The organism is Blautia sp. MSJ-36 (assembly GCF_018917985.1).
Classification (GTDB): Bacteria; Bacillota; Clostridia; order Lachnospirales; family Lachnospiraceae; genus Blautia_A.
In genome coordinates this window covers 174,180-198,787 of the sequence record NZ_JAHLPQ010000003.1, presented here as the reverse complement: position 1 = coordinate 198,787, position 24,608 = coordinate 174,180, and the positions used below count along the sequence as shown (strand labels likewise).

General features: G+C 44.5%; 26 protein-coding genes and 1 pseudogene. 7 read left to right on the top strand and 20 right to left on the bottom strand.

Translation table 11 applies throughout. From position 1 onward, the window contains the following. The first annotated feature begins 75 nt into the window (after positions 1 to 75). Positions 76 to 1,278: an AraC family transcriptional regulator gene (locus KQI39_RS04205; protein ID WP_216416795.1), complete on the top strand. Its 1,203-nt coding sequence runs from the start codon at positions 76 to 78 to the stop codon at positions 1,276 to 1,278. 107 nt (positions 1,279 to 1,385) lie between these two features. Here KQI39_RS04205 and KQI39_RS04200 read toward each other — a convergent pair whose 3' ends face one another. Then, positions 1,386 to 3,083, bottom strand: a complete 1,698-nt coding sequence (locus KQI39_RS04200; RefSeq protein WP_148445203.1) for a carbon starvation CstA family protein — start codon at positions 3,081 to 3,083, stop codon at positions 1,386 to 1,388. A 643-nt stretch (positions 3,084 to 3,726) separates the two neighbouring features. Here KQI39_RS04200 and KQI39_RS04195 point away from each other — a divergent pair. Continuing rightward, entirely contained in the window at positions 3,727 to 4,215 is a 489-nt protein-coding gene (locus KQI39_RS04195) for a DUF2798 domain-containing protein (protein WP_216416793.1), read from the top strand. A gap of 254 nt (positions 4,216 to 4,469) precedes the next feature. Here the strand turns inward: KQI39_RS04195 and KQI39_RS04190 are convergent, their stop codons facing one another. The 13 genes and pseudogenes from KQI39_RS04190 to KQI39_RS04135 form a co-directional block, all read right to left on the bottom strand. After that, complete coding sequence (locus KQI39_RS04190; protein ID WP_216416791.1) at positions 4,470 to 5,291, bottom strand: protein-ADP-ribose hydrolase; 822 nt, start codon at positions 5,289 to 5,291, stop codon at positions 4,470 to 4,472. 17 nt (positions 5,292 to 5,308) lie between these two features. After that, entirely contained in the window at positions 5,309 to 6,253 is a 945-nt protein-coding gene (locus KQI39_RS04185) for an SIR2 family NAD-dependent protein deacylase (RefSeq protein WP_216416789.1), read from the bottom strand. Positions 6,254 to 6,256: 3 nt separating this feature from the next. Then, on the bottom strand, positions 6,257 to 6,880 hold the full coding sequence (locus KQI39_RS04180; RefSeq protein WP_216416788.1) for a 4Fe-4S binding protein: 624 nt from the start codon (positions 6,878 to 6,880) through the stop codon (positions 6,257 to 6,259). 7 nt (positions 6,881 to 6,887) lie between these two features. After that, positions 6,888 to 7,283, bottom strand: a pseudogene (locus tag KQI39_RS17840) (pyridoxamine 5'-phosphate oxidase family protein). A 374-nt stretch (positions 7,284 to 7,657) separates the two neighbouring features. Beyond that, positions 7,658 to 8,092, bottom strand: a complete 435-nt coding sequence (locus tag KQI39_RS04170; RefSeq protein WP_118061833.1) for an Rrf2 family transcriptional regulator — start codon at positions 8,090 to 8,092, stop codon at positions 7,658 to 7,660. Positions 8,093 to 8,181: 89 nt separating this feature from the next. Next, positions 8,182 to 8,964: an aldo/keto reductase gene (locus tag KQI39_RS04165; RefSeq protein ID WP_330653940.1), complete on the bottom strand. Its 783-nt coding sequence runs from the start codon at positions 8,962 to 8,964 to the stop codon at positions 8,182 to 8,184. Next, entirely contained in the window at positions 8,918 to 9,043 is a 126-nt protein-coding gene (locus tag KQI39_RS17540; protein ID WP_256443718.1) for a hypothetical protein, read from the bottom strand. The genes KQI39_RS04165 and KQI39_RS17540 overlap by 47 nt, the downstream gene beginning before the upstream one ends. 245 nt (positions 9,044 to 9,288) lie before the next feature. Next, positions 9,289 to 9,894 carry an HDIG domain-containing metalloprotein gene (locus KQI39_RS04160; protein WP_216416786.1) on the bottom strand — a complete coding sequence of 202 codons (606 nt, stop codon included), beginning with the start codon at positions 9,892 to 9,894 and terminating at the stop codon, positions 9,289 to 9,291. Positions 9,895 to 10,003: 109 nt separating this feature from the next. Then, complete coding sequence (locus KQI39_RS04155) at positions 10,004 to 10,501, bottom strand: nitroreductase family protein (protein WP_173772172.1); 498 nt, start codon at positions 10,499 to 10,501, stop codon at positions 10,004 to 10,006. A 177-nt stretch (positions 10,502 to 10,678) separates the two neighbouring features. After that, positions 10,679 to 12,016: an MATE family efflux transporter gene (locus KQI39_RS04150; RefSeq protein ID WP_216416784.1), complete on the bottom strand. Its 1,338-nt coding sequence runs from the start codon at positions 12,014 to 12,016 to the stop codon at positions 10,679 to 10,681. 212 nt (positions 12,017 to 12,228) lie between these two features. Next, positions 12,229 to 13,356 carry an electron transporter RnfD gene (locus tag KQI39_RS04145; RefSeq protein WP_216416783.1) on the bottom strand — a complete coding sequence of 376 codons (1,128 nt, stop codon included), beginning with the start codon at positions 13,354 to 13,356 and terminating at the stop codon, positions 12,229 to 12,231. 43 nt (positions 13,357 to 13,399) lie between these two features. After that, positions 13,400 to 13,606 carry a hypothetical protein gene (locus KQI39_RS04140; RefSeq protein ID WP_216416781.1) on the bottom strand — a complete coding sequence of 69 codons (207 nt, stop codon included), beginning with the start codon at positions 13,604 to 13,606 and terminating at the stop codon, positions 13,400 to 13,402. Between the two features lie 236 nt (positions 13,607 to 13,842). Continuing rightward, positions 13,843 to 14,208, bottom strand: coding sequence for a hypothetical protein (locus KQI39_RS04135; RefSeq protein WP_216416779.1), 366 nt, complete (start codon positions 14,206 to 14,208; stop codon positions 13,843 to 13,845). Positions 14,209 to 14,859: 651 nt separating this feature from the next. Here KQI39_RS04135 and KQI39_RS04130 point away from each other — a divergent pair. Continuing rightward, positions 14,860 to 15,297 carry a MerR family transcriptional regulator gene (locus KQI39_RS04130; RefSeq protein WP_092069838.1) on the top strand — a complete coding sequence of 146 codons (438 nt, stop codon included), beginning with the start codon at positions 14,860 to 14,862 and terminating at the stop codon, positions 15,295 to 15,297. A gap of 14 nt (positions 15,298 to 15,311) precedes the next feature. Here KQI39_RS04130 and KQI39_RS04125 read toward each other — a convergent pair whose 3' ends face one another. Both KQI39_RS04125 and KQI39_RS04120 read right to left on the bottom strand, forming a co-directional pair. After that, positions 15,312 to 16,625 (bottom strand): MATE family efflux transporter, encoded by a 1,314-nt coding sequence (locus KQI39_RS04125; RefSeq protein ID WP_216416777.1) that lies wholly within the window; start codon positions 16,623 to 16,625, stop codon positions 15,312 to 15,314. 44 nt (positions 16,626 to 16,669) lie between these two features. Further along, positions 16,670 to 16,942, bottom strand: a complete 273-nt coding sequence (locus KQI39_RS04120) for a hypothetical protein (RefSeq protein WP_216416775.1) — start codon at positions 16,940 to 16,942, stop codon at positions 16,670 to 16,672. Between the two features lie 102 nt (positions 16,943 to 17,044). Between KQI39_RS04120 and KQI39_RS04115 the strand changes: the two genes are divergently transcribed. Both KQI39_RS04115 and KQI39_RS04110 read left to right on the top strand, forming a co-directional pair. Beyond that, on the top strand, positions 17,045 to 17,239 hold the full coding sequence (locus tag KQI39_RS04115) for an EAL domain-containing protein (protein ID WP_216416773.1): 195 nt from the start codon (positions 17,045 to 17,047) through the stop codon (positions 17,237 to 17,239). A 67-nt stretch (positions 17,240 to 17,306) separates the two neighbouring features. Further along, entirely contained in the window at positions 17,307 to 17,588 is a 282-nt protein-coding gene (locus KQI39_RS04110; protein WP_216416771.1) for an EAL domain-containing protein, read from the top strand. Positions 17,589 to 17,710: 122 nt separating this feature from the next. Here the strand turns inward: KQI39_RS04110 and KQI39_RS04105 are convergent, their stop codons facing one another. The 3 genes from KQI39_RS04105 to KQI39_RS04095 form a co-directional block, all read right to left on the bottom strand. Beyond that, positions 17,711 to 18,739, bottom strand: a complete 1,029-nt coding sequence (locus KQI39_RS04105) for a zinc-dependent alcohol dehydrogenase (protein ID WP_148445212.1) — start codon at positions 18,737 to 18,739, stop codon at positions 17,711 to 17,713. Positions 18,740 to 19,018: 279 nt separating this feature from the next. Continuing rightward, positions 19,019 to 20,125, bottom strand: coding sequence for an ROK family transcriptional regulator (locus KQI39_RS04100; protein WP_216416768.1), 1,107 nt, complete (start codon positions 20,123 to 20,125; stop codon positions 19,019 to 19,021). Between the two features lie 79 nt (positions 20,126 to 20,204). Continuing rightward, entirely contained in the window at positions 20,205 to 21,389 is a 1,185-nt protein-coding gene (locus KQI39_RS04095) for an SAM-dependent methyltransferase (RefSeq protein ID WP_216416766.1), read from the bottom strand. Between the two features lie 348 nt (positions 21,390 to 21,737). On the opposite strand from KQI39_RS04095, the gene KQI39_RS04090 reads away from it, so the two are divergent. Then, positions 21,738 to 22,259: a hypothetical protein gene (locus KQI39_RS04090; RefSeq protein WP_216416764.1), complete on the top strand. Its 522-nt coding sequence runs from the start codon at positions 21,738 to 21,740 to the stop codon at positions 22,257 to 22,259. Positions 22,260 to 22,312: 53 nt separating this feature from the next. On the opposite strand, the gene KQI39_RS04085 is transcribed toward KQI39_RS04090, so the two are convergent. Further along, a complete protein-coding gene (locus KQI39_RS04085) occupies positions 22,313 to 22,924 on the bottom strand; it encodes an NUDIX hydrolase (RefSeq protein WP_216416760.1) in 612 nt (203 codons plus the stop codon). Positions 22,925 to 23,107: 183 nt separating this feature from the next. Between KQI39_RS04085 and KQI39_RS04080 the strand changes: the two genes are divergently transcribed. Continuing rightward, positions 23,108 to 24,496, top strand: coding sequence for an MATE family efflux transporter (locus KQI39_RS04080; protein ID WP_253293059.1), 1,389 nt, complete (start codon positions 23,108 to 23,110; stop codon positions 24,494 to 24,496). The last annotated feature ends 112 nt before the right edge of the window (positions 24,497 to 24,608 follow it).

Below are 24,608 nucleotides of genomic sequence, written 5' to 3'. Positions count from 1 at the left end.
AGTGTTTTTTTATTGACTTATATGCGAAAATTAATTACGATGGAGTATATAAAATGTATGATATGGAGGGACTTTATGAAGGATTCATATAATCTGATAGATTTTATCCGAATGTATTATCTGGATTCCAACATTCCAATGTATCTTTTTGAAGGTGGAAACTGTATCTTCTGTATGCCGGAACAGACAAATCTCACATATCCCCCGGGGAAATATACAGAGGAGCTTCTGAACCCAGGAAAAAGAATTTCGTACTGCACTACGAAATATGGTATTTTTTTCTGTTCATTGAAGATCGATCATCTGAAAAACGGAGCTCTTATTTTTGGACCTGTGACTAATATTCCGTACACGGAATCTGACCTGCAGCAATTATACAGGGATTACACAGTTCCGAATAATGATCGTACGAACTTTAACAGCTTTCTCCGCCAGATTCCCTGTCTTTCCATGAATTCCTTATTAAAAAAATGTCTGTTCCTTAATTATTGTATCCATGAAGAATTACTGACTCTTGAGCATCTGACAGCTTCAGAGTCGGACGCTTCTATGCAGATATCGCTGACAGATGCTTCCTTACTGGAGGAAACCTACCAGACCAAGGAGAACGAACAGCATAATCAGACTTATGCAATTGAAGAACAGATCTTACGACTTGTACGGACCGGTAACTACCAGGGATTTAAAAATATTGAATTCAGTGACAGCAATTATCATCTCGGTGTTACCGGCTCTACTGCCCTTCGTCAGTTGAAAAACGATATCATCATTACCACGACCATCTGTACCCGGGCTGCAATAGAGGGTGGCCTGGATTATGACAGCGCTTATAAGCTTTCCGATTATTTTATCCAGTCCTCAGAGAGGCTGAACAGCATTGAGAGACTATATGACCTTCTGTCAAAAGTCGGATATTCTTTTGCGGAAAAAGTAGCAAATTCAAAAGCACCCGTCTCCACGGACGGGTGCATTCAGAAAGCGATCCGTTACATTCAGCAAAACACAAACCAGCATCTTACGGTAGGTGATGTTGCAGCCTATGTCGGATTCAGCAGATCCTATTTCTCTGCTTATTTTAAAAAGACCCTTGGTTTTTCTGTCAGCGCATTTATTTTGCGCTGTAAGCTAGAAGAAGGGAAAGAATTGCTGCAATACACTAACAAATCCATCAGTACGATCAGTACCTTTTTATGCTTCTCCAGCCAGAGCCACTTTCAGACTGCTTTTAAAAAGCAATTCGGAATGACTCCCAATGAATGCAGGCGCATGGGGTCATAAATCGTCTCTAGATATCTCAAGGTTCCATGGATGCAAAAAGGCATGAGCCTTTTATATGACTCATGCCTCTTCAGCTAAACAGATATCCGTGATCTTATCCGATAATGTTATGCCGTTGCTTTTTTATCATCTGTCTTCTCAAGCAGTTTCTTCACGCCCTGGATTGCTACCAATACACCAAGGATCAGCAGTAATACTGCAAATACAAGCTGTAAGGTGTTTCCAAGATCCAGCCCTGTTGTTACCAGTGCCTTTGAAAGCTTTGTGATGGTCATGCCAAGTGCTGTGAAGGTAACTGCCATCATGAATACCATCGGGATCCAGAGCATGCAGCCCTGACGTTTTGTTTTCTTTAAGAATACCGCGCAGGCTACAAGAGCGAGTACAGATAACAGCTGGTTTGCGGAACCGAACAGCGGCCAGATCTCCGCATAGCCGACCTTTGTAAGCATGTAAGCAAGTACCAGTGTGATGACTGTTGCAAAATATTTATTTGTTACTACCTTCAGGAACGGGCTCATGTTTTCCTCATCTGTATCAGAATCAAGGAAAAATTCCTGGAATGACAGACGTCCGACTCTGGCTACAGAGTCAAGAGAAGTCAGTGCAAATGCAGATACTGCAAGGTTGATCAGTGTAAATACCAGAGAATGTGGAAGGCCAACTACAGAAAGGAAGTTTGCGATAGCACCTGCAAAAATCTGCGGCTGTGTTGTAAGCCCCTGTGCTGCTGCTTCACCGTCTGCAAAGGATGCAACTGCGATCAGTGCGATGATGGCAAGCATACTTTCCATCAGCATTGCTCCAAAGGAAACAGGAAGCATATTTTTCTCATTTTTTATCTGCTTGGATGCAGTACCGGAGGATACCAGTGAATGGAAGCCGGAAACAGCACCACAGGCGATGGTTACAAACAGGATCGGGAACATATACTGTCCGTCTACGTTAAAGCTTGTAAATGCCTTCAGGTTACAGGAAGGATTGGCAACAAATACACCGATAACCGCACCAACGATCATAAAGATCAGAAGATAACTGTTCAGATAATCACGTGGCTGAAGCAGTGCCCATACAGGAGCGACACTGGCGATCAGGATGTATACAAAAATGATGATATGCCAGGTTCCAAGGCTTACATACATCGGGAAATTAAGTCCCAGTACAATTGCTGCTACCAGAAGTAAAATTGCAACTGCAGTGTTGATCCATTTATTGAACTTTGTATATTTAAGGAAAAATCCAAGTGCAACAGCCTCAAATATAAATAACATGGAAGTGGTTGCAACAGCTCCGTTTGCCGCTACCTTTGTAACAGCTCCTGCATCATTTGCGACAAATCCGTTAAAGGTTCCTGCTACAACATCTGCAAATGCTGCAACGACCAGGATACAGAACAGCCAGCAGAATAAAAGGAATAATTTTTTTCCAAGCTTTCCGATATACGCTTCGATGATATATCCGATGGTACGTCCTTTATTCTTTACAGATGCGTACATGGATGCAAAATCCTGCACAGCTCCGAAAAATACACCACCGATGAGGATCCAGAGCAGAACCGGCAGCCAGCCGAAAATTGCGGCCTGGATCGGTCCGTTGATGGGACCTGCACCTGCTATGGATGCAAACTGATGGCCAAATACTACATTTGTATCAGCCGGTACATAATCAACTCCGTCCTCCATTTCGTATGCCGGAGTTTTTGCTTTCGGATCAATACCCCATTTGTTCTGGAGATAACGGCCATACAGAAGATATGCGCCTCCGAGAACTACAATGGCTATGATCATCATTGTTATTCCGTTCATAATATCAACTCTCTTTCCTTTGTGTTTTTTACTTTTATTTTATATATTAAAAAAGCCCCTGCTATCCTTTCGGATAACAAAGGCGGAATGTTCCGTGGTACCACTTTGTATTATCATATTTATCACTAAATACAACCACTTAGTGCTGTCTCTTCAAACAGCCTCTTCTGTAACGTGAAGACTACGTCCCGGCTTACTTAAAGATTTCTATTCAGCGGGATGCTCCCAGGTGATATCACAAAATACCTTCTGCCGCTTCTCATCAGCCTGCGGCTCTCTGTAATCCGGCATGCTTTTTGTGGTCTGTCCTGTTCCATGCATTTCTCTTTTTTATTTATCTAATGTTTTACTCCTTTTTTTATAAAATTTCAACAAATAATTTATACATATTTTATAAATTTGCATGCGTTTTTTTATGCACATTTCAATTTCAAAAATAAAAGGCATCTATTTCTCGCAGAATTTTTCTCTTTACTTTTCCTGAAAAAATCTGCTATAATAATGCTCGCGCAAATTGAATATGGATTTTTCTGACACTAAATATCGCTTTGGCTGATGTCTGATGGCCGGGGCATATTTGGTGTCTTTTTTTGTGCTGAAATCCTATTTCATACTTTCATTAAATAAACAAGGAGGGCTCATCATGCCAAAAACAAAATTTCAAAGTATCATTTTTACACTGATCATGGTTTTCTTTATGGTGTTTTCCATGACCTGCTACACGATTTCCCTGAATATAGGCAGTCTGACACCACAAGTGTTTTCCATGGCGATCCGGGAGATGTGGGTTGAGTATGTGGTTGTTTTCTGCCTGATCTTTTTCCTGATCACAAAAACTGCTCAGAAACTAGCTTTCCGTATTGTCACTCCTGGCGTGGATAAACCGATTTTTATCATCCTTGCCATTCAGTCTTTTACTGTATGTCTCATTGTTCCGACTATTACATTGTTTGCAACATTTCTGCATAACGGTGTACAAAACTGGTTTACCAACTGGCTGCAGCTGGCAGTGCTTTGTTTCCCGGTTGCTTTCTGCCTGCAGATTTTCTTTGTGGGACCGCTTGTGAGACTGATCTTCCGAACACTGTTCCGCAGTCAGCTGGCGGATAATGCTGCACCGGAAGCTGCTTAAGCAGAAAATTCTTCCTTTCATATTCAGACAGATAAAATCATTCGCATTCGTTGTTTCTTACTTTTCGCATCTTCGCTAAGGACTTATCTGATTCAAGTCAAGCGGATATTCGCAATCCGCTTCGCTACTTGCTCATAACCAAATAACTGCTCCGCAGTTTATCAGGAGGAGCTTGCACTCCTCCTGATACAAGCAAGTCCCCACCCACTGCTTATTGCTTTTCGCAATTGAAGCAGGGGACTTACTTGATTTGGTTAAAACTGTCGCATATAATATTCCAGATCCATATCCTTAAACACATTAAAGATCACCCGGTCAAAAGCATCTCCGTGTTTTTCCAGGAATCTTTTTACTGTATCCACTGCTATCTCTGCGGCTTCTTTATTTGGAAAATGAAACTCTCCTGTGGAAATGCAGCAGAACGCTACGCTCCGGATCTGATGTTCCAGGCAGCATCTGAGAACGCTTTTGTAACAGTTCTTAAGATCCTGGCGAAGTGCATCTGTGACTTCCTGATATACAATGGGGCCAACGGTATGGATCACATATTCCGCCGGCAGGTTGTAGCCTTTTGTCAGCATAGCCTGACCTGTAGGTTCTTCGTAGTTTCGCCCATACCGGATGCGTTTCTGGTTCATCTGATGGCTGCACTCCGCTCGAAGCTCTACTCCGGCTGCAGAGTGAATGGCATTATCAATACAGCGATGACATGGGACAAAACACCCCAGCATCTGGGAGTTTGCAGCATTGACAACAGCCCCCACCTGAAGCCTGGTAATATCACCCTGCCAGATAGAGATTTTTTCTGCAAAAATATCTTTGCTGTTACAGCTGTCTTTTACTGTGGGGATCTGGTCCAGAGTCACGATTCCTTTTTCCCGGGCATCTTCCTGAAGAAATGCATCCTGTACTTCCAGCACCTCATCATCCAGATGACGTGGCATGCGGATATTCATTAAAGAACGGAGGATCCTTCGTTTCTCCGGCTCGGAATCCGGTACTGCAAGATCACTGTATTCTCCAGAATCCTCTTTAAATTTTTCTACAAGATAATCGAGACGTTGTTTCTGGTCCATAAGATTCTCCCCTTCCATTACATATTCTTCCTGATATCATCCAAGCTCTCACAAAGATCCCGGTTGATCCCGATTCCCCTTTTACCAAAGCTCTCCGGTATCACTGCCTCATCCAGGTTCAGCCGCACCAGATTTATATTCTTATTCTCCCGCACCATTTTTTCAAATGGAAAACGGATAATGGATGGGGTGTTAAAACCAACTCCAAGCTCCAGAAACAGCACGTTACCTTTTTTCAGCTGTTTCAGATATCTGCCATAATTTTCTGCTGCCTGATTCCACGCCTCGTCTTCCACAAAATACTGGTCGCACCGGAGATTCATAGCCATAGGGCCGCCGCATACAGGGCATCTCGGAACCATGTAGGATGGGATTTTGCAGTCTTTCTGTGCCTGGTTCATCTGGGTGAACATGGAAACGGCATCGTATGTTTTCGGGTGGCAGCCCTTCATACACTGGATCAGTCCATAATCACCCTGCGTGGCAAAAATCCTCTTGTCCTGAAATCCTGCCTTCTGAAACTGATGGTCCACATTGGTGGTCAGCACAAAATAATCCTTATCTTTTACCATGGCAAAAAGCTGCTCATATAATGGCATTGCAGGCGGCTCAATACGGTTTACATAAGAATGCCTGCACCAGTACGCCCAGCGCTCTTCTTCTGTTCCAAACGGATAAAAACCTGCGGAGTACATATCCTGCATTCCGTATTTTTCGATAAATTCTTTGAAATTATCCTGAAAACGTTTCCCGCTGTAGGTAAGACCTGCTGCTGTGGAAAGTCCTGCGCCAGCTCCGATCAGAACATAGTCCGCTTCCTGAAGATATCGGGCTGCTGATCGGATCTGCTCCTCATATGGCCCCTGCTGAAAAACATAATCTCTTGACGGAATCCCGCATAAAAACTGTGTCCAGTCCACTTTTTTTCTCCTCCTGATCCGAAGACGTTTCTGAATTTCCATATGTTACCTTCTTTCCACTGCTCCGAAAGGACAGACCTCCATACAGTTGCCACAGTGGAGACAATGCTCCTGCCGGATCACCAGAGGTTTGCTGTTCAGATCAATGCATTTCTGCGGACATTTGGAATAACAGATCTTACAGCCCTGACACTGGTCGGTGATATAGTAGCCACTCTGTACCTGCTGCGTCTCACCTAGGGAAAAAGTTCCTCTTGTGATGGGCTTCGTGGACAGGTCAAAGTAATCTCCCTGCCCCTGGTACAACTGAAAAACTTCCAGTGCCATGCGGCTTTCTTTTTCCGGATAGATTTCAGCCATGTATGGATTTTTCTCAAATATTTCGTCCAGTTTTTCTTTTCCGATATTTCTTACGTTTCCGTGGACAGAGACGGCTTTCTTGCTCATGGAGCCTTCCCCGCCGCTCATTCCGCTGAGGGAAAGATATTTCTGGTCCATCAGCTGTCTGTAGAATTCTTTTCCTTTTGCAGTGAGGAAATAGAGACTGCTGTCATCGTGCAGCATCATATCAATGACCCTAGTGACCGGATGGCCTTCCCGGTCAAGTGTTGCCAAAACTACGGAGTGGATTTCCTCGCAGATTATTTTGAGATACTGTACTGTTTCCATGGCTGAATTAAAACTCGTATGGTGGGTTTCCGGAGAAGTCTGCGATCACGCCGTGGGCATTCTCAAGGTAAAATACCTCAAAGATCGGGTTCTCGGCAGTCTCATACTGGCTCTTTACGATCGGGTTTGCCATGCAGGCTTCTTTCACTTCGTGGTTGTTTTCAAAAACTGCTTTTCCGTGAAGACGGATCCATGCGCACTCCGGGCTGGATACGGAAACTTCGATCTCCGGATTTGCCAGAATGTCTTTGTAAACATCTTTCGTATTGTTGGTTCAGAACCAGAGTTTTCCGTCTTTCTCAAAGCAGAACATAAACGGACGGCATTTTGCCTTTCCATCGCGTCCTACTGTTGCAAGGTACTGTACCGGGTTTTCCTGTAAAAATTCTACTACTTTTTTCATGATTTTTCTCCTGTTCTTTTAATTTTTATATGATTTTCTGAGTTTCTTCTGACTGGCCTGTCGTTTTTTGATGTAACCATCGTTATTACATTTCAGAATATAGCATTTCTTTGTTGTAATGTCAATAGTTACAACTACTTTTTTTATTTTTATATCTTGGATCAAGGAAGTTCCCTGCTTCAATTGCGAATATCCGCTTGGCAGAGGGCATCACAAAGTAATTTCACATACCCTAAAAAATAACATCTATTTTTCTTCCACCGTACAATTCCACCGGGGATTTTTATACAAAAAAACCGCTGTCCTGCAAAACACACTTCCTGTGTCCCCTGCAAAACAACGGTTTTCACTTCCGTTTCTATAAGTTTAATACTCTATTCCTGGATATATTTCCCAAGATCTTCTTTTACATCTTCCAGAGTGATGGACTTAAGCTCTTTTTCCATGGCTTCCTGCACCCTCTTAAGTTTGTCATCCAGAACATTGTGGATGTTCCGGCCTACCGGACATTTGGGATTCGGGTTCTCATGAAAGTGAAACAGCTGATTCTCCTCCACACATTCCACTGCCCTGTAAATATCCAGAAATGTGATCTCTGACAAAGGTCTCGTGATGGTGGTTCCTCCGGTTCCTCTGGCAACCTGCACCAGACCTGCTGCCTTCAGCTGAAGAAGGATCTTGCGGATGATCACCGGATTCACATTGGTGCTTCCCGCGATAAAATCACTGGTCACTTTATATTCATTCTGAAAGGTATCAATACATGCAAAAATATGCACGGCTAATGTAAATCTGCTGGATATCTGCATGGTTTCATCTCCATTACTGTTTTTTCTTATCTTATATCGTCTTTGTTGTAATGTCAATGATTACATTTCATCCCGACATCTATCATATGTTACTTTCCAAAATATTCCCGAATCTCCTCCATACGCTCCTGCTGCTGTACACTGAACGGACAGCGTTTATTGCAGTGTCCGCACTTGATACAGTCGGAAGCATGTTTTTCCAGAGTCAGATAGTGATCCTTGGCCATCACATCTCCCTGAAGAGAAAGATCATAATACTTATTGATCAGACCGATATTTAAACCTGCCGGACATGGGTGGCAGTGTTTGCAGTAAACGCATTTTCCAACGGAGTCGTCCGGTGTGAAAGATCCGATAATGGAATAGTCACGTTCCTCCTCTGTAGTATCCAAGAAACTTAAGATTTCCTTCAGCTGCTCTACATTTCCGGGGCCGCCGACAACTGTGAGCACACCTGGTTTATCCAGTGCATACTGAAGGCACTGTGCCGGTGTCAGCGCCTGATGGAACGGCGACTTGGCAGCATCCAGAAGCTGGCCTGCATTAAAAGGCTTCATAACAGAAATTCCAACGCCCTCTTTTTCACAGCGGCGGTACAGAGTCTGACGCTCCCCTGTGCTTCCCAGGGCAAAATCTCCCTGCCCGAAATCATACATGGGATTGATGGAAAACATCATCATGTCCAGGATCTTCATATCCAGAACTTTATTTGCAAGTTCCGGCGCATGAGTGGAAAGTCCCACATATTTCACAACACCCTGGTCTTTCAGATCCATGATAAATTTCAGGATTCCATGTTTTTCGTAGGTACGAAGATCCGATTCCTCATTCAGACAGTGCATACTGTACTGTTTCGATGATCTTCTTTTCACTCTGCTCTCCTACTACGGATGAGCCCATTCCGATCACACTGATCATTTCTTCGCCATGCGGCAGTTTCCGATATTCCATAAAGATTTCCTCCCTGATCTTTTTAACGATATTTTTTCTCAATTATACCTTTATCATAGGGGATAAACCTTGCTTTAGGTCAAGATTTTTTTAACCCTTCACGAAAAAAATCAATAAAATACGACGTATATGCAAAACAGATCCACATTTTACTTTACGTTCCGTTTTCCGTCACATACGTCGCATTATTCACTATTCAGAAAATACCATACCTGTTACGATCACAACACCACAGTCAGAAATTTTCAGGCTTCTTCCTCATCCATCTCTTTCTGGATCTCATCTTCGCTTTCTGCCATAGCCTGAAGTGTCATAGTAAGAAGTTTCGCAAGATCCCAGCCCAGCTGATCTGCGCCTCGCTGGATCACTTCTCTGGAACAGCCTGCCGCGAAACCTTTGCTTTTATATTTCTTTTTCAGGGATTTCAGCTCCATATCCTTGGTACTCTTGGACGGACGCATCAGCGCCGCTGCCCAGATCAGACCGGTGAGCTCATCCGCTGCAAAAAGGACTTTTTCCATCTCATGCTCCGGCGCAGTCTCAATGGTAGCTCCACAGCCAACGGTAATTCCATATCCATGAGAAACCACCGCATGAATGATATCTTCTCCCACACCTGCCTCACGGAGAAGTTCCAGTGCTTTCAGGCAGTGTTCTTCCGGGTAAAGTTCAAAATCAATATCATGAAGCAGGCCTACAATGCCCCAGTATTCTGCGTCATCGCCATAGCCCAGCTCCTTTGCATACCATTTCATCACTGCCTCCACAGTCAGTGCATGCTGGATGTGAAAAGGATCTTTGTTGTATTTTTTTAATAATGCAAATGCTTCGTCTCTTGCTATATGTTCCATTTTTCTGTCCTCGATTCTGTTCTACTATCTATCACATCTGTCCTGCTGTACCAGAAAACCATATGTTCTGCCATTCTTCATTGTATTCTGACACAGCCCGATGCACACCTTATTCTACAAAGTGGATCCTGCTCTCGTCAAAACGATCCTGCTGCTTCCTGCTCTCTGCCGGATATCCCAGGGCAAAGAGGGAAAAAACTTCCACATTCTCCGGAAGCTTCAGAATATCATGAACCAGATCCATGCGATCCTGCATCGGCGCAATTCCGATCCACACACCGCCAAGTCCCAGTGCATCCGTTTCCAGCCAGATATTTTCCTGGGCGATAGACATGTCGATCTGTGCCATATCCTGCACAACCAGACCTTCTTTCCGATATACCGGAACGATCACAACCGGCGCACCACCTGCACATCCGGAATAAGGAGTTGCTTTGGAAAGCTCCTGGATCTTCTCCTTATCTGTCACAACATAAAATTCCCACGGCTGCTGATTACATGCACTAGGTGCCTGCATACCGGCTTTCAGAATCTGAAGGATTTTCTCTTTCTCAACGGGTTTATCTTCATATTTACGGATACTTACTCTGTGAAAAATATTCTCCATGATATTTCCTCCTCGTCTTTATGATCTACATTACTTTTCTGGTTTTATTTTGTCAGTGGGACTTCCACATTCTGTCTCTTTAATCATACCCTTCTCTGACAAAATCCTCTTTGCTCATTTTAGCACAGTTTTTTGCAGACGGACAGACCACATTCCTGAAAACGTTTACACGGTATCCTACACCCGTTTTTTCTTTCTCAGATACAACATACATCCAAGACACAGCACCAGCTGCAACACGGATGAAAACGGTGTTGCCAGCCCGATATCAAACAGCGTCGCCCCGGCTCTGCGGCTCATAAACCATGACACCGGAACTCTCACACAGAAAGCGCCGATGATTCCCTGGATCATTACAAACTTCGTCATGCCGATTCCATTATAAAATCCGATATAGCAGAAGAAGATCGCCGTAAACAGACAGTCAATGGCATAAGCTTTCAGGTAATCTGCCGCTGCCTCGATGACCATTGCATCAGAAGAAAAGATCCCCGCCAGCACATTTCCATGGAAAAATGACAGGAAAAACATTCCAACACCAATGGCAAAAGAAACCGCCACACCATAATGCAGAGCTTTTTTTGCCCGGTCCATGCGTCCCGCTCCGTAATTCTGCGCCACAAAAGCAGAAATGGACTGCATAAACGCAGATGAGATCAGCATGATAAACGCACAGACTTTTTCCGCAACGCCAACACCTGCAGATGCCGTTACTCCCATGGAATTCACAATAGCCAGAATGATCAGAAAGGAAATGCTTACCAGGAGATCCTGCAATGCGATAGGTGCTCCAAGCCCCACCATTTTCCGGAGAGTCCGGCCGTGGACCCCGATATCCGTTTTATGCATTTCAAAAGGCAGCTCTTTTTTGCGGATAACGCCAAAGGAAACGATCACACTGATGATCTGTGCAAATACAGTTGCAAAAGCAGCTCCTGACGTTCCCATCTTAAATCCCGCACAGAGGATCAGATCCCCTGCAATATTGAATACACATGCAACGGCAACCGTAAACAGCGGCGTTCTGGAATCTCCGATCCCCCTGAAAATACAGCCGATCAGATTGTACGCCACGATCACCAGCATACCGCCGCCACAGATCCGCACATAAGCAACTGTTTTGTCAAAAGCTTCCTCCGGCGCATTCATAATGCTGCTTACCTGTGGTGCAAAAATCACAAGCACCGCAGTCATGACCAGCGCGATCACCGTAAACATCACAATAGCAGTTCCAACTGTCCGACCTCCCTGTTTCCGCTCCCCACAGCCGATCTGCTGTCCCAGGAGCACAGTGGTTCCCATGGCAAAACTGCTCACAAGATTAGTAAGCGTCATCATGATCTGCGATCCCGTGGAAACCGCCGAAACATCCGCAGAAGAAGCAAATTTTCCCACGATCAGAAGATCCACCGCGCCATACATCGCCTGCAGAAAAAGCGCCAGCAGGACAGGAAGCGCAAATAAGATCAGCGGTTTCAGAATCTTACCCTGTGTAAAGGTGTTGTTTTTTTCCATTCCTATCCTCCTTTTTATAAACGTTAAAAAAGCCGGATAAGCAACAGGCATCTCAGCCTGTCATCTTATCCAGCCATTGTTTCCGTCGAACAATCAACCCTCCGATGAACATTCACAGTATACTATATGCAATTTTTTACGTCAACCTTGATCTTACGCAATTCAGTTTCAAAAATGTAATCTCTTCTGTCTGCAGCTGCACATTACGTATCTCATTTATTTTTATATACACCCAGCACATTTTCGATATAATCCGCCATCTCCCGCGCCATCTCAAACTGCTCCGGAATACGGGGATGCCCCGGTGTAGCCACACCATTTCTGCTGAACAGAAAATGTGAGATCTTCTCATCTTTCATGGAATCTACAACCCGGTCAATAGCATCATCCCAGCTCTTATCATGCTGTAAAACCGTCGTACAGCAGACGATCCACGCCTCCGGATAAACACCACGGAGCTTTTTCAGGAAATCTTTATAGTGATTGCGCCATTTATCAGCCATCTCACAACAATATGAATAACCATTCTCCACCTGCGTCACCTGATCTGATTCTTGTTCGTAAACACAGACACCTTGCGCTTTCTTCTCAGCCTCCACTTTCATATAATCCACCGGATAATTATCATTCTGCCCAAGAGCCACGATCACCACCTGAGGAACAAATTTCGAAAAATCCCACTCCGTCATCTCCCCAAACACAGAATTATAATGCACCTTATCCCACGCAGTCTCCATCCCCGTCTGCACCGGCCTGTGAAACCACCCCTGACCATCCATCAGAGCAATCCCACCCTGAGCAATATCATGAAGCTCCGCTCCCAACATCCGGGCCGTCAGCCAAGGAAAAGAAAACCAGCAATTAGAAAAACCCCCTTCATGCTCCATATCCGTTTTACCAGTAAAATCAATCGCCTCCACCGACTCCCCGGCAGAAACCGAATCCCCATAAACCTCAATCCTCCGCCCCGAAACCGAAGGCAGATAAATCAACCTCTCCCCATCCTCGATCTCAAACCCCAGGATCTTCAACTCATGACACCCATCCTGCCGCTTAAAAAACAAAACATGATGCACCCCTGACTCATTCTCCGGCACCTTAACCTCAATAACCGTCTCACCGAACTTTTTCAAATAAAACGCCGACTGCACCTGATCCAGAATACACCCCAGATAATTCTGCCAGTACTCATTAAAATTCTCCACATGAATCCTCAGCACCTCCCCCGAAAACCAAAACTCCGCCGAAGACCCCGGAAACACCCAAACCGGCTCCCCTTCCACACTCCAGTCAATCCTCCCCGTATATCGAATCCTCTCATCATTCGCAGAAATCCACATAAAATATCCCCTTAATTTTGGTTTATAGCTAACACATCACTTCTTACAGATTATACTCACCATACAGCTTCTGACGCCATTTTACATCCGTCACCACACGCTGTACTTCATCTGACCGTCCTTCCAGAAACAGTCGATTGATCAGTACACTCAATCTCGCTTCACCCTCTGCTTTTCCTTCCGCTTTTCCAATCGCCATTCCTTCCTCGCGAAGCCTCTCAGATTCCAACTGCAAAACTTTTCCACCCATAACCTCGCCAACTCCTTTCCGAACTTTTTCTTTATTCCTGAAAACATAATCCGATATTCTGATAATCAGCCTATTCAGATCTGTATATAATTCTGCCCTCCCAGAAATCGAAATTTCTTTCCCCAGTTTATTACGTATATCTTCATATTCACTTAATAATCTCTGAAGTTTTTCCGAATCTTTCTCTATTATATCCGCAACCTTCTCATATCTCATAATATAAAATGGAAGCAGCATCAGAAGCTTTTTCTCAAAAATACTATCTTTTGTATGCAAGATCTGGGAAATTCTACACAATATCTCCCATCAACTTTTTTTCTGTGTTCCAATGCAATCGCAAAGTCATACTCAACCATTCTGACCGCCATTGTTTCATCATCCAAGCTCTGGCATTCAATATGGTACAACATATCGCCAATCCTCAGACAGGAATCGGTAATAATCTCCCCATCTTCCAACTGATGTTCATTACGAAGTTGAACAATCTTAACATCCTCCGGATATACGGTATGGAACACCTCATTAATAAGCGGAACCACCAGATAAGTCATCTTCTCCACCATTGTCCGGAAAACATCATCGAATATAGTATTGTTGGTCATTAACACTCCTACTGGTATATAAAATTATACCACAGCACCCAAACATAAAAACCCCATAAAATGGATTTTCACAAACTCTACAGTAACTCAAAATGGAAAATGCTCCAGAATATGAAGCTCCAAGAATGTCCATACAGACAAAGATCTTATAAGATATAATAACCATACCACGCATCACCCTGAAAATCATCCAAAACTATTCCAAAAATTATCCCATAATCCGACATCCACTCCCGCCAAACCACAAGGAAACTCAGCCTTTCCACCCAGGCATCCAGCGCAGCGCTGATGCCTCATCCAACCCCCGAGCAGCCACCCTAAATCTCCCAACCTGAACACCCAACCGCGAAAACCACCTATCCCTCCCGCCCTGAATAGCCAGCCGTGGAGTGTGCATCGGTTCTGGCTGACTCTGCAGGAGGGGAGCTGATTCTTGGCTGGCGGAAATCTGCGTTGTTTTACAAAAGTTCGCTGTTTGAGCGAAGCGAGTTCGGACTTTTGTAAAACGCTTTTAGCAGAATTCCGGCAGCCTAGAAGCCAGCCCCCGACGAAGCCCCAGCCAGAACCGATGCACACTCCACGGCGTCCTATACTTGCATCCCACCCCCATTTATCATAAAATAAAAACAAAAACCCAAAGGAGGACCCCCAATGTACACCATCGGCCAAGTATCCGAAATGTTCCATCTCCCCGTCTCTACCCTACGCTACTACGACAAAGAAGGCCTCTTCCCCAATCTCAAACGCGAATCCGGCATCCGAAAATTCAACGACCACGAACTGGAAGCCCTCCGCATGATCGAATGCCTCAAAGCCTCCGGCCTGGAAATCAAAGACATCAAACAATTCTTCGAATGGTGCAACCAGGGAAGCAGCACCTACCAGAACCGCAAAGAACTCTTCGAGACAAGAAAAAAAGCCGTAGAACAGGAAATCCTACGACTCAATAAAACCCTCGATATGCTCAAATACAAATGCTGGTACTACGACCAGGCCATGAAAGAAGGAAACGAAGACAAAATCCGCCAGATGCTCCCGGACAACCTCCCGAAAGACATCCAGCAGCTATACGACAACGGCCATAAATAACAGACATAGCCACCTCACCACGTCCGCCGCATATAAACAATCCCCGTAACATCCGCCATCACCCAGCCGATGGGAATCGCCACCCAGATTCCTACCTCACCAATCACAGCAGAAAGAACATAAGCCAGCAGAACACGGAGCCCCAGCGAGATCACCGTCAGCACAACCGACATCTCCGCCCGCTTGATCGCCCGGTAATAACCATACAACAGAAACAGACAGCCAATGCCAAGATAAAACGCACCTTCGATCCGGAGATACTTCACCCCCGCAGCGATCACAGCCACCTCTTTTCCACTGACAAAAATCTTCATCAAAGGCCCGGCAAACAGACACACCAGCACCGAAATCACCACACTGAACCCGATACTCATGGCAAAAGCCACCCGGGTACCCTTTCGGATACGCTCTTTATTACCGGCACCATAATTCTGCGCCACAAATGTAGAAAACGCATTTCCAAAATCCTGAACCGGAAGATAGGCAAAAGTATCAATCTTCACAGCAGCCGCAAAAGCAGCCATCACCGTAGCCCCGAAACTGTTCACCAATCCCTGGACCATCAGAATACCAAAATTCATCACCGACTGCTGCAGACAGGTCAGAGAAGAAAGATTCACGATCTCACCAAGAATCCCCCGGTCAAAACAAAGCTCCTCTTTTCCAGGCAGAAGATCTTTACAGGAATGCAGCACATAAATGGTGATCCCGACGCCTGACACATACTGAGCGATCACCGTAGCAAAAGCCGCACCTGCGATTCCCCAGGGAAGAACCGCCACAAATAAAAGATCCAGTCCAATATTCAGGACAGCGGAAACCGCCAGAAAAACAAGAGGCACCGTGGAATTACCAAGAGCCCTCAAAAGACAGGAAAAAAAGTTATAAAGGGACGTTGCCACAAGACCCGCAAAAATCACAAGCAGATATGTTTTCATCCCGCCATACACTTCTTCCGGCACCCGCAGGAACCAGAGGATCGGGTCCGTAAAAAGGTACACCACCACATTTAACATCACCGTCACACTCATGATCAGTCCAAAAGCATGGACAACAGAAAGCCGCAGTTTCCGGTCACTGCCCTTTCCCTTATAAATCGAAAAAAGAGCACCGGAACCCATACTCAGTCCCAGAAAAACAGACGTCAGAAACGTCATCAAAGTATAGGCAGAACCAACCGCTGCCAATGCGTTTTTTCCAAGCACACGTCCTACGATCAGAGTATCCGCAATATTGTAAAACTGCTGCAGAAGATTGCCCGCGATCATAGGCAGCGCAAACAGGATCAGACATTTTCCGATCCTGCCTTTTGTCAGATCATAATACATTTCATTTCACTCCATCATCCTCATACGCCAAAAAGGCGTAATCCTCACATGGAATCTATGATAAATCTTTCCGAATGATTATGCAACCTTCTTTCTCTCATACGGCTCTGAGATTTTTTCCCGGAAATCCTCTTTCCGCCTTCTGTTACTGCCAGCAAGATCACCACAAAATATAACACCATCTGAAGCCCACTCACATGTCCGGAAAAATTCATGTACGGATTATACCAGTCCAGGATTTTTGCTGTTATGGAAACCAGACTGCATACAACACAGACATGCAGGAGAATTTTTCTTATTGTACTTAATATCTTCATAAAGATCCCTCCGTAATAAAAATCCCATCTTCGATCTCATGCTCCGGTTTTCGTATGATCGTACCATTCTCTCTGTGGCGGTTGTTGCTGTAGGAATCTCCATTGACCGACAGTATGGATTTAAAAGAAATTGACCGTCAGGAAAAAATACAGGCAGAAATTCTCCATTCCTTCCATCAGACTCTGAAAAATGAAGAATTTCAGATTTATTTTCAGCCCAAAGTATCTCCTGCCAGTGGGAAGATCTCCAGTGCGGAAGTCCTCGTCCGCTGGCTTCGTGGTGGAAAAATGCGCTGATCCCCGGCCGTGTACATTCCATTGTTTGAGCAGAACGGTTTTTTCATCAGCCTGGATTATTATGTTTATGTCTTCCCTGAATACCTTAAAAGATCTGCTGTTCAATGAAGTAAAGATCGACCGGAAATTCCTTGGCGATTCCCTTACGGAAAATGCAAAGATTGTTCTTCAGGAAGTCTTCCATATGCTGAAGCGCATGGGAAAATCCATTGTATGCGAAGGTGTGGAAACTGAAGATATTGCTGAATTTCTGAAAGAAGAAGGCTGCGATGAAATCCAGGGATTCCTGTATTACCGTCCTATGTGTGAGGAAGATTTTGAAAAACTGATCCATACACCAGCGGCATAATACCGATCTCTCATTTTTCCGAAACAATTTACTGTAACAGAAAAACCTCCTGAAACAATACCACAGTTTTCTGTCTGTGGATCGTTCCGGGAGGTTTTATTTTCTGTATTTTTTATGACTGTTTATTTTTCCTGCACATTGATGATAACCTTCATGGTTGTCTCACGGTTCTCATCAATATACTGGTATGCTTTCAGATAATCTTTGAACTTGAATGTTTTTGAGATCAGTGGTCTTAAATGAACTTTTCCGGCATTTACAAGATCAATGGCATCTACGTAATCCTCATGGCGGTACATCATGGTGCTCTTGATATCCAGCTCATGATCGTTGGCAACAGCAAGGTCAACCGTTGCCATATCTGCAAATACTGCTACCAGTACGATGACGCTGCCTTTTCTTGCATACTGGATCGCCTGTCCCATAGTGATGTTGTTTCCGGCACAGTCATAGATTACATCTGCCTTGTCCGGGCCAAACGCTTCCACCAGAGCTTCTCCGAAATTTTTCTCTTTCGTGTTTACGCAGATATCAATGCCGCACTCTTTTGCTTTTGCAAGACGGAGATCGCTGACATCGGTGATCATAACTTTGGCTGCGCCCATTCCCTTGGCTGTCTGTGCAACAAGGTTTCCGATAGGACCTGCGCCGATCACTGTGATATTCATTCCCTTTACATCGCCCATCTGCTTCACTGCATGAACTGCAACAGCCAGAGGCTCGATCATAGCGCCTTCCTCATAGGACATCTCTTCCGGAATCGGGGTAACCTTGGACGCATCTACCGCAAAATATTCAGAAGCAGTTCCTGTTGTCTGGAAGCCCATAACCTTCAGTTCCTCACAGAGGTTATACTTTCCGTGGCGGCATGGATAGCAATGTCCGCAGTATACCTGTGGCTCGATGGTAACTTTCTGTCCAACCTTAAACCCTGTCACATTTTTTCCAAGTTCCGTGATCTCACCGGAAACCTCATGTCCCTGTGTCACCGGATATTTGGTAAACGGATGCTTGCCGTGGTATACATGGATGTCCGATCCACAGATACCAATATTCATGATCTTAACAAGAACCTGGTCATCTTTTACCTCCGGAACCGGTACCTCTCTGAAAATAATCTCTCCTGGATTTGTCATTACCTGCTGAATCATTGTTTTTTCCTCCTTGCTGATCTTTATTTATCTTTCATCGTAACTTTTATTAATCATTTTATCAAAGTAATTATATTGTGATTCTTTTGAAAGAATTTGTCAATAGTATTTCCTGCTATTCTACGTATTGAACAAGTCTGACCTTCTGTTTTTATGCATATTTCACTATTTACAGCCAGAAGTATCATTCTATTGATATCATAATAAAAAAAGCCCGCAGATCCTGTGTGTTCACATATCACACCACCCCTGCAGGCTTTTTCCATAACATTTCTTTATTTATATATTTTTTATGAATTCACTGAAAAAATGCTTCGCTGCCCCCACCGCAGATGCTTCCTTCCGGTAGGTACAATTCTTAAGATATCGGATATCCCGGTCAAATCCGTTATATTCCATCACTTTTTCCCCAAGAGCCAGCATATGATCCGCAAGATATCCACCAACTTCTCCACCAAGAATGATGTCCATATCGTAAGCCATTCGCAGATTGGAAATCAGTATGGCTAGATTGTCCAGATAATCCGCCCATTTCTTCTGTGCTTTTGTGTTTCCCTCTGAAAGTGCTTCCATAAACAGTTCCAGGGATTCATACTTCCCATCTGTCAGCGCGCTTGCCGCACAGTAGGCATCTGCACAGCCCTTTTTGCCACAGTAACATTTCCGTCCGCCAGGTACCAGAATCATATGTCCAAACTCACCGGCTTTCTGATTCTGTCCGGAGAACAGTTTTCCATCAATGCAGAAAGCACCACCCAGCGTATTGTTCAGAGAAAGATAAATGGCGTTTCTATACTGATGGATATCCTCAGCCATCATCGCCGCATTGGCATCATTTTCAAAATAAACCGGACAGGAAAAAGACTGTTCCAGAAAACTGAGGCTGTAATTTTCAATCTTAAGGGCATGGGATTTCACCACAAGATGCTGTTCCTGGCTGATGATCCCCGGAATGGATATCCCGATTCCCAGAAGCTTTTCCGGCTCTTCCATGTCTTCCAGAAATTTTTTTACCAGTATGGATAGCTCCCCACAGTAAGATGTTTCCGGCGAAAACTTCATTCTTACCCTGTCTGTCTTTTCGATCTCAGATCTCATATTCACCAGTGTCATTCCCACATGATTGGCAGTGATCACAATTCCCATTGCATAACGGTAAGACGGATTGATACCAATACTCTTGGCCTTTCTGCCTCCGGTGGATGCATATTCCCCTGTTTCCACAAGCACCCCACTTTCCATCAGTTCATTTACATTGGAAAGCACGGTAGGCATACTTATGTTCAGATTCTTGGAAATTTCCACCTTGGATGTATTCTCATTATTCATCACATAACTGATGATCCTTGATCTTGTATTGCTTTTTTTCTCTGCTTTTCCTGCCATACGAAACCTCTTGTTGACTTTTATAAATAGTTTTATAAAAGTATGATATTCCTTTCCGGCGGGTTTGTAAAGACTTTTATCAATACCACCGTGTCATCGGCAGATCATTGTTCACGCCCTTGGTCATAAGGATCTGATGAAGATCGATAATTCCGTTATGGAACGTTGCCGCACACGCGGACAGGTAGAGATCCCACATACGTAGGAATTTTTCATCAAACATGGTCTTCTCTTTTTCGATGTTATCCCGGAAATTCTTTTCCCAGTGGAGCAGTGTCTTATTGTAATGCAGGCGGAGATTTTCGATATCCAGGGTATGGAAATTGTCCTCTGCCATATGATTCAGAATTTCACGTAAACTCGGAACGGTTCCGCCCGGGAAAATATATTTCTTGACCCACGGATCACCCGGATGCTCTTTCAGGGCACTGATAAAGTGAAGCAGGAACAGTCCACCTGGTTTCAGGACTTTCTCCACGCAGTCAAGAAACAGCTGATAATTGTCACGGCCAACATGCTCCAGCATACCGACGCTGACAACACGGTCAAACTGATACTCTTTCTTCGGAAGATCACGGTAATCCATCAGCTCTACGGTAAGATAATCTTCCAGTCCCTGCTCTTTGATCCGTCTCTGAAATTCCGCATACTGCTCATGGCTTAACGTGATACCGGTACCGTGGATCTTATATTTCTTGGCCGCTTCGATCAGCAGAAATCCCCAGCCGCAGCCAATATCCAGAAGGCTCATGCCTTCTTTGAGATGTAATTTCTTAAGAATATAATCAACTTTATTTACCTGTGCCTGATACAGAGTATCATCTTCATGGATGAAGTATCCACAGGAATAACTCATCGTCTCGTCCAGCCATAGTTTATAAAAATCATTTCCAATATCATAATGGCTGGTTACTTCCTTTTCCTGGTTTTTCTTGGATGTTGAACTGAACATGATCTTCTTCAGCGCAGACTCATTGGTCGAAAATTTCCCCATCTGTCCCAGAAAATGATCCAGTGCCTCATAAAGATTCCCCTCGATATCCAGATCCCCACGCATATACGCCTCACCCAGTGCAAGGGATGTGCTCTTCATCAGATCCGCCAGAGGAATCGCTTTCTTAAAATTCACCGTAAATGTAGGTTCACCCTCTCCGATGTGATACTCGGAATTCTTGAACTTTACCAGAAATGGATAATCTGTAAAGCGTTCAAGGAACTGTACCATTGCCTTCTCTTCAGTCTTCTCCTGTAATGACTCAAACATAATAGTCTACCTCCTTTAACACAGCATTATGATACACCCGGAGGAAGCCTTTATGTCAAGGGAGATATACAACAAAATTTCATCAATAAAATGGGGATATTTAGTAAAACTCTTCCTTATAATTATTTATAGTTATCCAAATTAACTCGATATTTACAGTCCACATTTAACTCAGCCACCAAAAGCACTGATATTTCCAAAACACGCTCGTTAATTATATATCATTTTTCAATAATTATCTTTGTATTTCACGCATTTTTTATTGCTTTATATACAATTCAGACTTATAATAAAAGATACAAAAAAAGAGCGAAAACCATATAAAAATCCAACACTGGAGGGAACCTTATGAACGAAGAACTTTTTAATGAAGCATCAAAATCCAACATCCTGTCAAAACAGCTGATCGACCAGCTTCAGGAAAGCATGAACTACAGCAGTATCTCCTTCATCAACTGGACCATCGAAGTCCTGAAACTCCTGAAAGCCCGCATCGAGCGCGGCGACAAGATCAAAGATGAAGTCAGTGGAGTAACCTACGACCTCTACACCTTCCATAAATTCGTAGAAGCCAACTTCTCCACCTACATCACCGGCCAGGTCTTCAACACCTCCATCCGGTCCCAGAAAGTTTACTTCACCCTGGAAGCCTGTCCAGGCGGCTACAACCTCCTCATGGCAGACTCCGGCAACGAAAAAACCTACCGCTGGATCTCCAGCTTAAGCAAACGTTTCTCCCTGGTAGAAATGATCGCCACCGGAATCGTCTACATCAAAGACAATCGCACCGACACCTACCAGCCATTTATCTCCGAAAATGGCAAATACTGCAAATACAACAAAGACCTGGGCAAACTCACAGAGCTCTGATCTCTTAACTACAAAGGGGAATCTGCCAACCGCAGATTCCCCTGAATTTTTTCTCAGATTTCTTTCAGAAAGTCAAATGGCTCTTCATCTTTCAAAAAGTGCATCAGCATATATGCACACATAATAGCGACTCTCTCTTCTTTGAGGATCCTTCGTACTTCATCTCTGTCAGCGATAATGACCTCGATCTCCTCACTGTCCTCCTGAGCAGCCTTACTAACCTCCCCACTGGCATACCCGTAAACCGTAGCACAGGACTCATCCGTCATTCCGATCGTCGTAAAATAAGGCTTCTCAAACGCCTCCGCCACCTTAATCGGCTCCAGCTTCAGCCCTGTCTCCTCAAACATCTCCCTCACAGCACCTTCGTGAAAATCCTCCCCAGGCTCCACAAGCCCCGCCGGAAACTCATAAATATACCCGCCGATCGTATACCGATACTGACGGATCAGCACAACCTTATCCCTCTTCTCTCCATAAACACTGTAAATGATCACCCCATCCGGATGATTCTCCCCCGTAGAAAGCTTCATATCCTCCACACTCTTCGCCCTGGAGGCCACAAAATAAGAAACCGGCGTATCATGTACACTGGTTGCATCCACCCCATAAAGATTCACGAACTTATTATCTGTAAGTTTTTTCACACTGTTGATCTTACCCATCTGAAAAGCTCCTTCCCGAAAATTTTTTCTAAAAACATTTTATCCTATCCAAAACCAAAGGTCAATTTTTTATACTTACACTCACTTCACAATAGTGCTATAATAAATACCCTGCTATAAAATTTAAAATTTATTTATCACATTACCAAACAGCTACTGCAGACAAGAAAGAAGGAAAAAACATTGAAAAACCAGACCACCTCTGCCCAGGCCGAAAACCCTCTGGGAACCGCCCCTGTAGGCAGCCTGATCGCCAGATTCGCCATTCCAGCCATCATCAGCATGCTGGTCAGCGCTCTGTACAATATCGTTGACCAGATCTTTATCGGCCAGGGCGTCGGAATGCTTGGAAATGCAGCCACAAACATCGCATTTCCCGTAACCATTATCTCCACCGCTGCTGCACTGCTCCTGGGAATCGGCAGTGCCTCCAATTACAACCTGGAAATGGGCGCAGGAAACGAAAAAAAAGCCAGTTCCATCGCAGGAACCGGACTCTCCTCGCTGATAATCTCCGGTACGATACTCTCTGTCATCGTCCTTCTGTTCCTGAAGCCACTACTTCATTTTTTCGGCGGAACACCGGACGTCATGCCCTATGCCATTGATTATATGGGGATCACCGCCATTGGACTGCCCTTTTACGTTTTAAGCACAGGCGGTAATCACCTGATCCGTGCAGACAGGAGCCCCACCTATTCCATGGCCTGTATCCTGGCCGGAGCCGCCATCAACACCATCCTGGACCCGCTTTTCATCTTTGGATTCGGCTGGGGCATCAAAGGTGCAGCCTGGGCAACCGTGATCGGTCAGGTCGTATCCGGACTTCTGATCATTTTTTATTTTTCCAGACTCCGGAAAATGTACCTGGACCGCTCCATGCTGATCCCTGAGGCACGCAATCTGTCTGCTATTTTTTCTCTGGGAATGGCATCCTGTATCAATCAGGTTGCCATTGCTGCAGTGCAGATCGTCATGAACAATACACTTCGCCATTACGGAGCACTCTCAGCCTACGGAAGTGATATTCCGATCGCCTGTGCAGGAATCATTTCCAAAGTCAATCAGGTATTTATGGCCATCTGCATCGGAATCTCCCAAGGCTCCCAGCCCATCTGGGGATTTAACTACGGCGCCGAAAAATACAGCCGTGTACGCCAGACATACCGCTATTCCATAACCTTATGTACTGTGATCGCAACCATATTTTTTATCTGCTTCCAGCTCTTCCCACATCAGATCGTAGGTATCTTCGGAAACGGCAGCGACCTGTACTTTCATTTTGCAGAAAAATATCTCCGCATCTTCATGCTGATGACCTTTGCCAACGGAATCCAGCCTATGTCCGCCGGCTTTTTTACCTCCATTGGAAAAGCCAGGCTTGGTGTGATCATGTCCCTCACAAGGCAAGTACTCTTCCTGCTGCCGCTGATCGTCATCTTCCCGGTCTTCTTCGGAATCGATGGCGTCATGTACGCAGGACCAATTGCAGATACTGCCGCATTTGTGCTGGCCGTTGTTTTTGCCAGACATGAGCTTGGAGTCATGAAAGCTGCCGAACAAAACGCCTGACATAAAAAATGCCATGTAATCTTACTGCCCATCGGCAATATATTACATGGCATTTCTCATATTCTCAGATATTTATCTGAAACCACCATTTTCTGATCTTTCCATCATCCTC